General features: G+C 61.9%; 9 protein-coding genes and 1 tRNA gene. 5 read left to right on the top strand and 5 right to left on the bottom strand.

The features are described from left to right. Positions 1–58: 58 nt before the first annotated feature. Both ACN0YL_RS09105 and ACN0YL_RS09100 read right to left on the bottom strand, forming a co-directional pair. Complete coding sequence (locus tag ACN0YL_RS09105) at positions 59–745, bottom strand: hypothetical protein (RefSeq protein ID WP_417497758.1); 687 nt, start codon at positions 743–745, stop codon at positions 59–61. Next, entirely contained in the window at positions 732–2,057 is a 1,326-nt protein-coding gene (locus tag ACN0YL_RS09100; RefSeq protein ID WP_417497757.1) for a tyrosine-type recombinase/integrase, read from the bottom strand. Before ACN0YL_RS09100 ends, ACN0YL_RS09105 begins: the two co-directional genes overlap by 14 nt. Positions 2,058–2,634: 577 nt before the next feature. Between ACN0YL_RS09100 and ACN0YL_RS09095 the strand changes: the two genes are divergently transcribed. After that, positions 2,635–5,223: a M14 family zinc carboxypeptidase gene (locus tag ACN0YL_RS09095; RefSeq protein WP_417492236.1), complete on the top strand. Its 2,589-nt coding sequence runs from the start codon at positions 2,635–2,637 to the stop codon at positions 5,221–5,223. Positions 5,224–5,260: 37 nt separating this feature from the next. On the opposite strand, the gene bioD is transcribed toward ACN0YL_RS09095, so the two are convergent. Together bioD and bioF are read right to left on the bottom strand one after the other, a co-directional pair. After that, positions 5,261–5,911 (bottom strand): dethiobiotin synthase, encoded by a 651-nt coding sequence (gene bioD, locus ACN0YL_RS09090; RefSeq protein ID WP_417492235.1) that lies wholly within the window; start codon positions 5,909–5,911, stop codon positions 5,261–5,263. Next, a complete protein-coding gene (gene bioF, locus ACN0YL_RS09085) occupies positions 5,911–7,101 on the bottom strand; it encodes an 8-amino-7-oxononanoate synthase (RefSeq protein WP_417497756.1) in 1,191 nt (396 codons plus the stop codon). The genes bioD and bioF overlap by 1 nt, the downstream gene beginning before the upstream one ends. A 44-nt stretch (positions 7,102–7,145) precedes the next feature. On the opposite strand from bioF, the gene ACN0YL_RS09080 reads away from it, so the two are divergent. The 3 genes from ACN0YL_RS09080 to ACN0YL_RS09070 all read left to right on the top strand — a co-directional run bounded on the left by ACN0YL_RS09080 (position 7,146) and on the right by ACN0YL_RS09070 (position 10,868). Continuing rightward, positions 7,146–8,429, top strand: coding sequence for an adenosylmethionine--8-amino-7-oxononanoate transaminase (locus ACN0YL_RS09080; RefSeq protein ID WP_417492233.1), 1,284 nt, complete (start codon positions 7,146–7,148; stop codon positions 8,427–8,429). Between the two features lie 101 nt (positions 8,430–8,530). Then, positions 8,531–8,607 (top strand) — tRNA-Asp (locus ACN0YL_RS09075). A gap of 350 nt (positions 8,608–8,957) precedes the next feature. Continuing rightward, on the top strand, positions 8,958–10,868 hold the full coding sequence (locus tag ACN0YL_RS09070; protein ID WP_417497755.1) for a TonB-dependent receptor domain-containing protein: 1,911 nt from the start codon (positions 8,958–8,960) through the stop codon (positions 10,866–10,868). 317 nt (positions 10,869–11,185) lie between these two features. On the opposite strand, the gene ACN0YL_RS09065 is transcribed toward ACN0YL_RS09070, so the two are convergent. After that, a complete protein-coding gene (locus ACN0YL_RS09065; protein ID WP_417497754.1) occupies positions 11,186–12,130 on the bottom strand; it encodes a hypothetical protein in 945 nt (314 codons plus the stop codon). Positions 12,131–12,655: 525 nt separating this feature from the next. On the opposite strand from ACN0YL_RS09065, the gene ACN0YL_RS09060 reads away from it, so the two are divergent. Next, positions 12,656–15,700 carry a TonB-dependent receptor domain-containing protein gene (locus ACN0YL_RS09060; RefSeq protein ID WP_417497753.1) on the top strand — a complete coding sequence of 1,015 codons (3,045 nt, stop codon included), beginning with the start codon at positions 12,656–12,658 and terminating at the stop codon, positions 15,698–15,700. Positions 15,701–15,738 lie beyond the last annotated feature (38 nt).

The raw sequence follows: 15,738 nt of genomic DNA, 5'->3' as shown, positions 1-15,738 counted from the left end.
TGGTTTGAACATGGGGCAGAATGTGGAGCCTTGAAGCACCATTTCCGATCACAGTGAGCTAACCAGTTTCGCCGTCACTATGCACGCGGGCACCTATGTGGCGTGACCACGCGTGGAATGCGGATCTTGGGTCACCCTCACACTCGCAAGCCTCAAACAAATCAAATAGGTATTCGCCGAAAGCCGTGGCAACATTGAGCCCGCGCGCTGGTGCTGGCGACCCGAGTTTCCGCTCCCATAACAAACGTGCGCGGTCTACAATATTTACGCCTTCAACATTTACGCGCTGTCTCGATCTTACGGTCAGCGATGACTGCTCTACAGTGCGAATTGTCGTGTCAATTGCCTTCTGCCATCTAGTAATGAATTGTTTGGACGAGACAAAAGAGTCATGCGACTTTGGTCGCCATTTCTCTGCGGCGTCTGTAGCATTTTTTGTGTCAGTTTCGATATCCAATTGAATCATATTTAGGCGGAGAAGCTCTTGCACTTCTTCGCTCCCATGAACGTCAAAACGAAGCATTGCAGAAACCGCATTTCGTAGGTCGAAGAGGTCCTTCATGTCCGCTGAGCGATGGTAAAACCCGGTTGGGTTGCCCCAAGCTGAGCTTGCGAACCAGTCTGCGGCTAGGTCGGCTTCGCTTTGCGATATGTGAAGGTGCTTCCTGAATACGTCCTCAAGCGAAGGAGCGGCGGATTGCTTCTCGCCGTTCCGAGTGGGTATCGGATCATCAGCATCGGTCACGCTTAGCCTCCACTTCGATTGCCATTTCCGCAGGCTTGCCCGTCACAAGATCGTTCAAGCGATGCGCCCAGGCGTCCAACGCCTCCCGCTTTTCGATTCCATAGTCGTATCTATTGTAGACGCGCGCAATTCCGCGCACGACGCCGGTCCGGTGATTTAGGACGGCCTCGATAACGTGCGGGGCAACGCGCAGTTCAGCCATCTGGCTGGCGCATGTCCGCCGGAGGTCGTGTATCGTGAAACGGTCAATCTCGGCTTTTTCGCCGCGCTCCTCCTCCGCCGCCGCCGCCATTAGTCGGTCAAGACGGACCTTCGCTTTTGACCGGCCAGATATCGGGCTTAGTCCGGTGGTCGTGAAAACCAGCCCGTTGGTGCCGATAGCGGGCGCATTTTCGATGATGGCCAGCGCCGGGTCGGCAAGGGGAACCTTGTGTTCCTCCCCATTCTTCGCCCGTGCGGCGGGAATGGTCCATACGTTGCCCGGGGCCGTGGTTTCGATCCGCTCGCCGTTTGCTTCCGTCACTTGAATCATCTGCTCTTGCCCGATTTCACTCCGGGTAAGGCCGCTGACCTCGCCGACGCGCTGCCCAGTCAGGAGGCACACTCGCAAGGCATCGCCAAACGGGTAGCCCATTGCGCCGGTCGCTTTCCAGAACCAGCGAATCTCATCGACTGATAGCACCCGGTCGCGGCTTTGGGTCTCGAACGGCTTATTCATGCCAGCCATCGGGGAAGCCGCCATCCAGTCGCGGCCTATTGACCAGTTGAATAGCGCGCGCAGGGCTTCAAAAGTCCGGTTGGCCATGATCGGTGCAGGGCGGTCCGCGATGCCATCAAGCAGGTCGATTATCTCGCGTTTCGTGATTTTGGCAGCAGGGCGCTGCCCTATGACCGGCAGAACGTACTTATCGAAAATCCGCTTCACCTCGCCGATAGATCGGAGTGCTTTCTCGCGGGGCCGTCGCTGCAAGTATTCCGCGACCAGCGCCGCGAGGGTGTCAGTTCGCTGATGTCCCGAAGTGCCGGTCTCAGTCCGCCGAGCCTTCTTGTCAGATGCCGGGTCTTCGCCCCGTTCGATCTTGTCCAGCGTTTTGGCGGTCATCTGGCGCGCATCGGCAAGGCCAATAGCCGGAAACCTGCCCAGCGTCAGTTTTCGGCTTCGTCCGTTTTGACGATAGCGCACAGCCCAGCTTTTCCGCCCGCTCGGCTGAATAATCAGGTAGAGCCCGGCCTGGCCGGGGTCTGGCATCTCCAGTCGCCGCGACGGGTCGGGGGGAAGCGACTTCACCTTAAGGTCGGTGAGCCGCATCATTGGAGTCTGGTCTGTGAGCCTCGCCATTCAGAGCACCTCTAGCTGGCCGATGTCTGTTACCCGCATCGTCTTTGGGGTAACGCGAAGGGACAATAGACGACGTTTTTCGTCGCTATAACGGACTCTAACGTGAGTTGAACATGGCAGTCTAGAAAGGGATGCGCCCGCTTGTTTGTGATAGGTCGCGTTAGGCGCTGAAGTGCGGGGGAAAATAGTTTACACCGAGAGGGTCGGGGGTTCGAGCCCCTCACCGCCCACCAGCCTTCGCTGCGAAGTAGCGAAGGCGGGCCGCTCGTCATCTCGCAGCTACGGCTGGGCAGGCCCTAACGCCAAATCTCCGACGACAATGCACTCGACCTGGCCCGCAGGGCGAAGGCGGGCCGCTCGTTATCTCTCAGCTACGGCTGGGCAGGCCCTAACGCCAAATCTCCGACGACAATGCACTCGGCCTGGCCCGCAGGGCGAAGGCGGGCCGGCAGCCATTCGCGCGGCGCCCTGGCGCCCATCCAGCCCCGGGTCTTGCCCTTTCTTCCGCACGCGCTAGCCTGCCTTAAGATCAAACAGCTCGGGGCCGCTCATGTCAGTCTTCAAACCAATCGCCGCGATCCTGCTGGGCCTGTCGTCGCTGGGCCTGGCATCACCTGCCCTGGCCGAACCGATCGGGTTTTTCCAGTTGGCCGACACCGGCTATGACGCCTCGGTGCCGGCGCCCGAGGCCAGGCTGGGCTTCGAACTGGGCGACCGGCCGGTGCGCCATGAGCAGATGGTCAGCTATCTCACCGAGATCGCGCAAGGCTCCGATCGCATCACCGTCGAGACTATCGGCTACACCCATGAGCATCGCCCGATCCTGTTCTTCGTCGTCACCTCGCCGGAAAACCAGGCCCGGATCGACGCGATTCGTACCGCCCACATCGCCCAGCTCGAACCGGGTGCGGCGGCTGGCGACGGACCGGCGATCCTGTGGCTGAATTACGGGGTTCACGGCGCCGAACCGGCCGGGATGGATGCGGCGATTCCGATGCTCTATCATCTGGCCGCTGCCCAGGGTGCCGAGATCGAGCAAACGCTCGCTGACAGCGTCATCCTGATCACGGCCATCTTCAATCCGGACGGCCATAACCGGCGCGCCAATGCGGTCACGATGTTTGGCTCCGACGTCGCGGTGACCGATCCGGCCCATGCCCAGCACAGCACCTGGGGCGAGGCGCGCACCAATCACTACTGGTTCGATCTCAATCGCCAGTGGCTGCTGCAGACCCAGCCGGAATCGCAGGCCTGGCTGACCCAATGGCATCGCTGGAAACCGCAGGTTTCGGCCGATTTCCATGAGATGGGTACCGAGGCGACCTTCTATTTTCACCCCGGCGAGCCGCGCCGGCTCAATCCGCTGATCCCCGATGAGGCGCGCGCGCTGACCCTGAACATCGCCCGCCACCATGTCGGCTTTCTCGACGCGGAAGCGCGGCTCTATACCACCGAGGAAGGCTTCGACAATTTCTATGTCGGCAAGGGCTCGACCTATCCCCAGGTCAATGGCTCGCTGGGCATCCTGTTCGAGATCGGCTCGGCCAGAGGCGGGCTGATCGAGTCGGAGCACGGGCTTGTCAGCCATGCCGACAATATCCGCACCCATTTCCGCACCGGGCTGACGACGATTTCCGGGGCGCTGGCCCAGCGCGGCGAGATCGCCGCCTATCAGCGCCGCTTCTTTGCCGATGCTGTCGCCAATGGCGGCCGTGATCGCATCCGTGGCTACGTGTTCTCCGCCGAGGGTGATCCGGCGCGGCTCAACCTGTTTGTCGATCTGCTTGAGCGGCATGATATCCGCGTCAATGCCCTCGCCAGCGACCTGCGCGCCGGCGGCCGCACCTATCGCGCCGGCGAGGCCTACATCGTCTCGATGCGCCAGCCGCAATACACCATGATCCGCGCCATGTTCGACCGGGTCACCAGCTTCGAAGAGAACGTGTTCTACGATGTCTCCGGCTGGACGCTGCCGCTGGCCTATGACCTGGAATACGCGCCGTTGACCGGCAGCCTGCCGGTCGGGGGCGAGATTCATAGCGCCGATATCAGCTTCAGCCCGCCACCGGTCTCGACCTATGGCTATGTGCTGCGCTGGTCCGACTATTACGCACCGCGTGCCCTCTATCGCCTGCTCGACGCCGATATCCGGGTACGTATCGCCACCGAACCGGCGAATATAATGACCAGCCAGGGGCTGGTGGAATTCGGGCCGGGCACGGCCTTCATCCCTCTGGTCGGCCAAGATGTCAGCCGCGAGGAAATCCACGCACTGGCCTCAAGCATCGCTGTCGAGGACGGCGTCCCCGTCTATGCCGCCACCTCCGGTTCCACACCGGGCGATACGCCGGATCTGGGCGATCGCAGCGGTTTCCGCTCCATCGAGCGTCCGGAGGTTCTGCTGGTGTTCGATGACGGCATTTCCGCCTATGACGCCGGCGAGGTCTGGCATCAGCTCGATCACCGCATGCAGATGCCTGTCACCCTGCGCCGCAAGAGTGAACTCTCGGGCCTGGACTGGTCGCGCTATTCGCACCTGATCGTTGTCGGAGGGGGTAATACCGGCTTTGCTGACGCCGACCTGGAGCGCATTCGCGACTGGATCCGCACCGATGGCGGCGTGTTGATCGCGACGCGCCAGGCGGCCGAAATGGCGCAGGCCAGCTTCTTCCCGGTCGAAGATGGTGCCGATGCGGACGAGGATGAGAGCGAAGACGAAGCCGGGAACCGCCGCCGTGATTATGCCGCGATGCCGATCGATGATGCCGAGCATGTCATTGGCGGCGCGATCTTCGCCGGCGATCTCGATTTCAGTCATCCGATCGGTTTTGGCTATTCAGACCGTTCCATCGCCCTGCACCGCAATACCGAACTCGTGCTCGAGCGGCCGGAAGACGATCCATTTGCGGTGGTGGTGGAATATGCCGCGGAGCCACTGCTGTCGGGCTATGCCTCGCAGCGGCGCCAGGACGAGATCGCCGGCACTCCGGCGGTGATCGCCCAGCGTCTTGGACGTGGCAGTGTGGTGATGTTCGCCGACAATCCCAATTTCCGCGCCACTTTCCGCGGCACCGAAAAAATGTTCCTCAATGCGATCTTCTTCGGTCGTCTGATTGATCGCCCGAGAGGGGATTACTGACGGACGGAGCTTTCTGCGCCCAGCGCTCGCTGCACGCTCAATCGGCGTCGAGAATATCCAGCAGGGCAGCGGCTTGACCGGGCTCGAATACCCGCACATCGGCGCGCGGGGCATGACGCGTGATCGTCTGCGCTGTCTCGGCAGCGCTGACCGGGCCGGGCGTCATCTCGTTGACGATCACCGTGCAGCGCCCGTCCAGGGCGCGCAGGGCGGTGAGTGTGTGCGAAATCGTGCCGAGATAATTGCCCGCGATCATGACCGGCCGGGCATCGAGCTCGCGGATCAGATCGAGATTAAGCCCGTCCGCGGCGATCGGTGACATCACGCCGCCGGCGCCCTCGATCAGGGTCGGGCCCGCCCTGTCGAGATGATCGAGACACCAGTTCACCACCGCGCCCAGCCGCAAATCGCGATTCTCCAGCCGCGCCGCCATGTCCGGCGAGACCGGCGCCTTGAAGCGCCAGGGCGTCATCGCGTTGACGGCCTCGGCGCTCAGCGCCTGCCCATTGGCGCGCAGCAGGCGGATCGTGTCGGTGGCCGACAGTGCATCGGCGTCGAAGCCGGACGCGACCGGTTTGAGTACGCGAGCGCCGCTGCCCGCCGCGCGCCGGGCCTCGAGCAGGGCGCACAGGACATGCGTCTTGCCGATATCGGTGCCTGTTCCGGTAAAGAAGATCGGACGCCGCATTATTCCGCCGCCTCGCATTGCGGCGTCCAGGCCGAAATCAGCGCCGCGAGCCGGTCGATATCGGCCTCGTCATGGGCGGCAGAAAAGGTGATGCGCAGCCTGGCCGTGCCACGCGGCACCGTCGGGGGCCGGATCGCGGTGACGAGAAAACCGGCTTCACGCAGGCGGCTGGAGGCTTCCAGCGCGGCGCTGGCGCTGCCGAGGATGACCGGGACGATTGGCGAGACCGGTTCGGGCAGGCCGGCGGCGGCGCAGAAGCGGCGCGCCAGAGCTGTCGGGCGTTGGCACAGGGCTGTATCGGTCTCGATCAGCGCGAGTGCCTGCAGGGCCGCAGCGATGCTGGCCGGGGCCGGTGCAGTGGTGAAGACCAGCGGCCGGGCGCGGGTGCGCAACAATTCGCACACGGCACGGGAGGCGCAGAGATAGCCGCCATAGCTGCCGAACGATTTCGACAGCGTCCCCATCTGCAGTGGCGCCAGGGCGGGTGGATTGAAGGCGTGGGCCGAGCCGCGACCGCTGGCGACGACACCGACTCCATGGGCATCGTCCACCAGCGCCCAGGCATCAAAGCGGTCCGCCAGCGCCAGCAGGCCGGGCAGGGGGGCCAGATCGCCATCCATCGAGAAGACGCCATCGGTGAGGATCATGGCGCGGCGCGCCTCTGGTCGCAGTTCCGCAAGCTTCGATTCCAGATCGCCGAGATCATTATGACGAAAGGTCTCGACCCGGGCGCGCGAGAGCTGGGCGCCGGCAAACAGGCAGGCATGGGCCAGCTCGTCGATCAGGATCAGATCGCCCGACCCAGTCAGGGCCGGAGCGATCGCCAGATTGGCGAGATAGCCCGAGCCGAAGACGATGCAATCCTCGCTTCCCTTGAAACGGGCCAGGCACGCTTCCAGCTCGAATAGAAGTGGATGCCCGCCTGTCACCAGGCGCGAGGCGCCGGAACCGGTGCCATATCGAGCAGCCGCGGCCTGGGCGGCGGCGATTACGCCGGGATGGCGCGAGAGGCCGAGATAATCATTGGAGCAGAAATTGAGCAGTGCCCGTCCATCCTGCTCGACCCGGACGGCGTCGTGTCCGTCGGTCTCGACAAGGCGGCGGCGCAACTTGCTGCGTTCCAGCCCGGCCAGCTTGGTACTGGCAAAGGCGTCGAGCGTCGCGGCGGGCAGGGCGTTGGTCGATGTCATCTCAGCCCTGTCGCACAGATTTCAGGCCTGCTAAAGCCCCGGACATGAAAACAGCGACCCGCGACCCGGCAGCCCAGCATCTCTGGCGCCCCTACACCCAGATGAAATCCACGCCGCCGGCCCTGCCGGTCGTCTCGGCCGAGGGGGTGCGAATCAAACTCGCCGACGGCCGCGAGCTGATCGATGGCATCTCTTCCTGGTGGACGGTGTGTCATGGCTACCGCAATCCCCACATTGTCGAGGCAGTGAAGGCCCAGCTCGACCTCGTTCCGCACATCATGCTCGGGGGTTTGACCCATGATCCGGCGGAGCGGCTGGCGGCGCGGCTGGCCGCGCTGGCGCCGGGGGATCTCAATCATGTCTTCTTCTGCGAATCCGGCTCGGTTTCCGTTGAGATCGCGATGAAGATGTCGATCCAGTTCTGGATCAACCAGGGTGTTGCCGGGCGTACGAAATTCGTTGCTTTCCGCGGCGGCTACCATGGCGATACCCTCGCCACCATGTCGGTATGCGATCCCGATGAGGGCATGCATGCCCTGTTCGGCGGCTCCCTGGCGCACCAGATCATCGCCGACCTGCCGGTCGATGCCGCCTCAATTGCGCAATTCGAGGCGCTGCTCGACGCGCATGCCGGACAAATCGCCGGCGTGGTGACCGAGCCGCTGGTTCAGGGTGCCGGGGGAATGAAATTTCACGCGCCCGAAATCCTGCAGGCGATGCGCACTGCGTGTGATGCGCGCGGGCTGCCGCTGATCTTTGATGAGATCATGACCGGCTTCGGCCGGCTCGGCACCATGTTCGCCGCGGGGAAGGCCGGGGTCACACCCGACATCATGACTGTCTCGAAAGCCCTGACCGGTGGCACGCTCCCGCTTGCCGCCGCCATAGCCTCGAAGAAAATTTTCAACGCATTCTGGAGTGATGATCCAGCCGCGGCCCTGATGCATGGCCCGACCTATATGGGCAATCCGGCCGCCTGTGCCGCGGCCAATGCCTCGCTCGACCTGTTCGAGCGCGAGCCGCGCCTGCAGCAGGTCGCCGCCATCGAGGCCGGATTCGAACGTCTCTTGCCGGCCGCGCGCGATATCCCCGGTGTGGTCGATGTGCGCTGGCAGGGCGCGATCGGGGTGGTCGAGATGCAGGCCCTGCCAGAACTCGATTCGCTGAAAGCCGCTTTTGTCGAATCCGGAATCTGGGTGCGTCCGTTCAACAATATCATCTATCTGATGCCGCCCTTCACCATTGACGCTACCGATTTGGAAACCTTGATAAACACTGCCCTGGCAGTGACACGGCGCTGGGCCGGGCAGCATTTTGCGGGCCAATGAAGCGTGTGCTGCTTTCATGCTGTTGTGGCCTGTCCAAAGTCGCTTGACCGGGCGGCAGTGAAACCTTAGACAAACGCCTCTCGCTGAGGCGGGAACACCAAGCGGGTGTAGCTCAGTTGGTTAGAGCGCCGGCCTGTCACGCCGGAGGTCGCGGGTTCGAGTCCCGTCACTCGCGCCATTTTCTCCTGTTAAAATCTGATAGTTGGAAATGGCGCGACGCCGCCGGCCCGCGCGGTCCGGTCCGCCTTTGCCCCTGACATCCCCCACTTTTGCCCAGCTCAACGGCGCCAGTCTGGTCGATTGATCCCGAGCTCGATTGACGCTGTGATTGCGAATGACTCTCAAGAGGGTTGACCCAGTCTCGCGCCTGCCCTAATCGCTTTCGAAACTCATTCGCAAGTAACAGGGATCAATATGTACACGTCGCGCACCACCCGCTTTGCAGTCCAACTGACAGCCAGCGTTTCCGCAATTGGCCTTCTCGCAGCAGGTGCTTTCGCACAGGACGGGGCACCAGAAGAGATTCTGGTGTGGGGCACGGCAGTCCAGACGAACTCCCTGTATCTGGGCGAACAGGATCTGCAGCTGAAGCAGGCCGATCACCTCTCGGACCTTCTGCGTTCGCTCCCGGGCGTTGAAATCGGTGGGACGCACTCGGTCAATACGCGCATCAGTTTTCGTGGCATCTCTGATCGCGATCTCGATGTTTATATCGATGGCGCCCTGCAGACGAACTACATGTACCACCATATGGGCAACCTGCTGATCAATCCGGATATCCTGCGCTCCGCAGACATCCAGCTCGGGGCCAATTCAGTCGTCTCCGGTGGTCGGGGCGGCGTGGCCCGCTTTGAAACCCGTGATGCCCGTGATCTTCTGGACGCGACGGGCAATGCCTTTGGCGGTCGCGTCATGGTCTCCCGCCACGACAACGCGCAGACCAGCTATTCCCTGACCGGCTACGGCCAGCTGGGCGAGCGCTTTGATGTTCTGGCCTATTACCACAACGTCAACCGCGACAATTTCGAAGATGGCGACGGCATCAGCACGATCGGTTCCGACGGCACAACCGAGAACATGCTGGTCAAGCTCGGCTTTGACGCGACCGCGAACCAGCGCTTCGAACTCAGCTACGATCTTGTGGAAGACGCCGGCGACTACACCCAGCGTCCGGACATGGGCGTGCGCACCAATGCCGCGATCACCGGCGATATCCTGCTGCCAACGGAATACGACCGCGAGTCGATCAATCTGTCCTACCAGCTCGATCTGGGCGACATGATCGTGCTCGACGCGACCTATTTCACCAATGATCTGCGCCTGTGGCGCGATGAGCGTGCCCCGGTCGCCGGCGGCGGCTTCGTCAAGGAAGCAAGTTCGGACAATCAGGGCCTGAACATCCTGGCCGAGTCGGTGCTGACTGATGGCAATGCGACCCACACGCTGCGCTATGGCGTGCAGTATTTCGACCAGAACCTCGCTTTCAACCCCGACCTGATCGGTGGCGCCGCCGCCATTATCGAACAGGAAGCCCGCTCCACCGCTGTCTTCATCGAGGACGAGATCGACTTCGGGCGTGTTCGTCTTCGTCCGGGGGTTCGCTTCAATGACTACGAGATTGATTACGTCTCCACCGGTGATACCGGCGCGTTCAGCGAAGCCACTTTCGGGTTGGCAACCGGGTTCGACGTGACGGAAAATCTCGAATTGCTCGCTGGCTACTCGACCCTGTTCCGCGGGCCGGAACTGGCGGAGCCTTTCACCGGCAGCGGTGGCACCAAGATCGTCAATCCGGACCTCGAGGCCGAGACCGGACAACACATCGAGCTTGGTCTGCGCTGGACCACACAGCTGCTGGGTGCCGACCTCTATGTTGGCGTCAACCTGTTTGAGACAACGCTGGATGACTACATGGTTGAAGTCGATGTGCCCGGCACGACGACGGGCGAACGCTGGGACCAGAATTTCGGCGAAGCGGTGATCGATGGTTTTGAGCTCAGCGCCAATCTGATCCACGGCAATTGGGACATACTGGCCAGCTACTCCGGTTGGGACCTGGACACCTCGCGCCTGGCTTCGGGTGCTGACGATGCCGATTTCCGCGAAAATGGCGATACCGCCACGCTTGATGTCTCCTACGGCTTCGACAGCGTCGATGTGTTCGTGAACTGGAATGTCCAGAACGTCGCCGAACTGACGACCGGTGCCGGGCAGGTGAAGCCGGGCTATACCGTGCACAATATTTCGGCACGCTGGACGGAGCCATTCCAGGTCAACGGCCTGTCGCTGAATGTCGGCGTCGATAACCTGTTTGACGAGCTCTACACCTCGCACGCATCGCGCAGTGGCGACACCTTCCACCCGGTGTTCGGCAACCTGCATCTGGACGATTACGAGGCCGGCCGGAATATCAAGTTCACGATCGCGCAAACCTTCTGATCGCACTCAAGTCGATACCGGGGCGGCCCTCGCGCCGCCCCGGTACAGAGTCCGGATCAATGAGGGTTGAGCGTCACGGCGTGTTTTCACGACGTTTCCGGGCACGCAATCTCTTCCGGTATTCCAAAACCGGGCCGGATGTGTTCCGGCCTGCGGTGCAGAACACCCTCAAATGGCTTTGCTTCGATGGCTTTGCCGGGAGCGACGACGGCGAGAAAGTCCCGAACGACGCCGTTCAAACATTCTGATCCATGCCTGAGGGGCAGGGCGCGTCCCTCTGATCACGGTTTTCGCCGGGTCACTGCCGTCTGACGCGCTCAGTCCCATGCCTCGCGTTCGGCGTCGGCGATATCGGCGAGCTGATCGACACCGGCGGCGGCGATCCGTGCACGCCGGATACCCTGCTGGGCCCGGTTGTTCAGGGATGGGTCGAGTTCCATCACCCGGTAATAGTAGTTCTCTGCCGCACTGGTATCGCTGACCAGTTCCGAACAGATGCCCAGATTGAGCAGCAGTCCCGCGCTATTCGGCTCGAGTGCCTCCAGCGCGCCCCATTCCTGGCAGGCGTCGTAGACGGCATCATTCTGCGCCAGTTCGGTGGCGTATTCGAAGGCCGGGCGGTTGGCCTCGCTGACGGTGTCCGAATTGGTGAAGAAGGCGGCCCTGAACTGCTGATTGTGCGGCGCCACGTCGAGCAGGACAGCCGCAGCGATGCCCTCGGCCGCCTGGAATTCCAGCTGGTCATAGCTGCGCGATGCGGCCTGTCCCGGGCACCAGCTGTCCTGGGCGCGATTGCGGTGATCTCGTGAGTAGACGATCTGGCCGGTGCGGGCATCGATCAGGTCGACCTGGGCGGCGAGGTCGACATAATAGCGCGTGCAGGTCACTTGCCGGTTGACGCGCGAGGCGCAGCGGTCATCGCCGGAGCGGACGCAGACTGATTGCGTCGTCTGGTAATATTCCTCCTGGCGCCGGTCATCGATCATGCGACCGCCATAATGGCCATCGGCTCGCCGTCGATCGCGCACCACGGTGAAGAATCGCTGGCCGTCGAGCGTGTGGCGGCCCAGCGCGGTTTCGAGCGCATCGCGTACCGCATTGCCGCCGCGGCCACGCAGGTCACCGACATAGACAACGCGCAGCAACGAGGCCTCGGGGAAACGGGCCGGCGCCACGACGGAGACGGGGACAGTAGTCGCACATCCTGTCAGGGCGATGGCCAGCCCTGCGAGCCAGGCGCGAGATTGCCTAATTATGCGCATTGCCGATCCCGTTTCCAATTCGATCTCCCCGGTGCCGTAGGAATTGTCCAGTCCACACCAGGCGCGGACCTCAGCGATGCGTCGCAGCCCGGACCCGGCACCGGCTGGAAATGGCGCCTCGTGCGATAACCTCTGACGCGTTTCAGCGCGTCGTGTTGCGACAATCATCTGATTGACGTGCGGTCTCCCAAACCGTCCCTGATAAAAATGGTAACCGATAGTCCCCGGAAGGCAACGGGCAATCAGCCCGGCAGTCGGGCCAGGGAGGCGGGGTGGCCCGGCCTCGCGGCCAACCGCGGCACATGAGTCGGGGGGGGGCGGGGTCGGAGGTGTATCGCTCGTCGACCGGATCAATGCCGTTCATCGTAATATCGGCCGCTGGTCGCACCCTGAATTCGCTGGTCGCAATTGAGTGGCGGCGCGGCAGTGGCGCGGGATTGCATAACATCTTTGAGACAGAAGTGGCGGGTGGAGGTGAGCTTCACGCGTTCGCTGAATGTTGCTCAAGGTTGCTAGGGGGTATCCATGTCGAATGATTGGGGACGGGGGCGGCTGTTGCGCTCCACGATTCTGGCGGGTTGTGCTGCCGCAGGTCTGGGCGTCGCGCCGGCGCTCGCGCAGGATGTTGAGACAATTCCGGCGGAGCCGGATGCCGAGGCCAGCGAGGCCATGCCAGCGGGCGAACGCATTACGGTGACGGGCTCCCGCATCCGGCGCAATGGCTTCAACAGCGAGGTGCCGCTCGACGTTTATACGGCCGACGATGCGGCTCTGGCCGGGGTGGTCAGCGTCTCGGAATTCCTGCAGAACTCAACGGTCGCGGCCGGCTCGTCCCAGGTAACTTCTGCGGTTTCCAGCCAGTTCGTCTCCAATGGTGGATCCGGGGTTGAGACCGTCTCCCTGCGGGGGCTCGGTGCCAACCGGACCCTGGTCCTGCTCAATGGGCGCCGGGCCGGCCCTGCCGGCGTGCGCGGCGGGGTGTCGTCCTTTGACCTCAATGTTCTGCCGCTCTCCGTGATTGATCGCGTCGAAGTGCTGAAGGATGGAGCTTCATCGCTTTATGGCTCTGATGCTGTCGCCGGCGTCGTCAATATTATCACACGCCAGGAAGCGGGCGGTTCGATCGATGCCTTCGCGTCTGTCCCGCAGGACGGGGCCGGCGAGGAATACCGCATCAGCGGGACGTATGGCTGGGAGTTCGAACGCGGCTTTCTGAGCGTTACGCTCGACGCCTATTCGCGCGCAGAGCTGGCTCAGGGCGACCGTGATTATTTCAATTGTGGCGAAGCCTATGTCACGGATTCTAGCGGCGCGCGCGCCGACGTCGTCGATCCGACGACGGGCGAATTCAAATGTGAAGACCTGCTTTGGGGCCATGTCTGGGTGTATGACTACAATCACCGGGTCGGCCAGCCTTCCAACCTGCCGCGTTTCCGGCCGAACTATGTCCAGTATGACTATACCGGATCACTGGCCGCCTCCGGCCTGACCCCGATCGGGACATCCCATGCCGATCCGAACTTCCTCTCGGTGCCGGACGACAACTGGTATTTGATGGACGCCAACAGCGAGCTTGGCCGGTCCCTGATCAGCTTCGACCACCCGTTCCAGGATCAATCGACCATGGTGCCGGAAACCGAGCGCTACAGCATATTCATCAACGGGCACTATGAAGTGACCGACGATGTGACCATGTTTGGTGAGGTGCTGCTCAACCGGCGCGAGACCTATGTCAACTCCTACCGGCAATACTGGATCTATTCCTACAATGGCGACGACACGCTCTGGGGTGTCCATGATCCCTTCGCCGTTGGTTGGGGAGGGTTCCAGGAGCTTAGCCCGACACCGATCACCGATCACAATGACAGCTCGGTTTCGGTTGACTATATGAGGTTGGTCGCCGGCCTGGAGGGTGAAAACTTCTTCGGTCTCGATACCTGGACCTGGGATTTTGCAGCGCAGTTCAGCCGCTCTGAAGGTGAATACTGGAACCAGCGCATCTTTGCCGATGCCGTCTATGACCAATATTACCGAACAGCGAGTTGCCTGGGTACCGTCTCCTCGACGCGCGGCGCGCCCTGCGTCGATGTGAACTGGCTCGATCCCGAATTGCTGCGTGGCAATATCACCGACCAGGCTGTGCGCGATTATATCTTCGGCGAAGAGACCGGCTCGACCATCTATGAGCAGCTCTCGCTGGAAGCCGTTGCCAATGGTGAGGTGATGCAATTGCCGGCCGGGCCTATGGCCATGGCTGTCGGGCTGCATTACCGCGAAGATAGCATCAACGACACGCCCGGCGAAATTTCCCTGGCCGGCAATATTTGGGGCCAGTCGACGGCCGGCATCACGCAGGGATCCGACACGACCCAGGCGGTTTTCGCGGAATTCGGCATCCCTCTCCTGGCCGGAGTGCCGCTGGCTGAATCCCTGTCGCTGACCCTGTCGGGCCGCTATACCGACGTTTCGAGCTATGGTTCGGGCACGACCTACAAGGCCGGGTTGAGCTGGGTCGTGAATGATCAGCTGATGTTTCGTGCCACCCAGGGAACCTCCTTCCGCACGCCGGCCCTGTTCGAGCTCTATCTGTCCGATCAGACGAGTTATCTGGACCAGCGCGCTGTCGATATCTGTATCGATTATGACCAAGCCCTTGCCGACGGCGCGATCACCCAGACCATCCGGGATAATTGCGCCGCCGATGTCCCCGACAACAATCTCACTGGTGGCGGCGCGTCGGCCTTGATCGTGACAGGTGGCGGTTTCGGGGTTCTCGAAGCGGAGACTTCGGATTCGCTCAATCTCGGCTTCGTCTGGTCACCGAATTTCGCCAATTTCAGGCTTTCGGTTGACTATTTCGAAATCGAGATCGCCAACGAGGTCTCCAGGCTGGGTGCCGCAGGGATCATTACCGGCTGCTATAGCTCCGAGAACTTCGCCACTGAGCCGCTTTGCGACCTGTTTGATCGCAATAGTTCCACCGATCCGGTGCCGTACGCCGTGGCAGAGGTGCGTGACAGCTTCATCAACATCAACAGTCAGGTGAACCGCGGTGTCGATGTCAGTGCTGAATATGGTCACGAGTTCAGCTTCGGCGATCTTAATATCAGCGCGCGGGCTTCGTACCAGCTGGAAGACACGGTCAATCTGCTTGGCGGAACGACCAGCGACAGTAATGGCGAAGCCGGTGATCCCAAGCTGGTCGGTAATCTCAACTTCAATCTGGTCCGCGGCGACTGGACGGGATTCTGGGGCATGCGTTATGTCGGCCCGACCAGCAATCGTGAGCAGTATTACCGGCTCAACGGCACCGATAATGAGACCTATCTCGGTGCCGATGTGAACTACAAGCTGTGGACTGAATCCGTCGTCTATCATGACCTTTCAGCTCAGTATGCCAATGATGACTGGAGCCTCCGCCTGGGTGTCGCGAATGTGTTTGATGAGCATCCGCCGGCGGTAACCGGGTCGCAAAGCAATGAGTTCAACACCGTCGGAACTTCGGCATTCTATTCCCAGTATGACTGGTATGGCCGTCGCTTCTTCGTCAATCTGGTGCGAACCTTCTAGTCGCGCCATCTATTCTGCATGAAATGCGGGCGGTGGCT

The sequence above is a fragment of the Maricaulis sp. genome (genome assembly GCF_048269565.1).
GTDB lineage: Bacteria > Pseudomonadota > Alphaproteobacteria > Caulobacterales > Maricaulaceae > Maricaulis.
The sequence above is the reverse complement of the archived record's forward strand: the minus strand, read 5'-3'. Positions and strand labels throughout refer to the sequence as shown.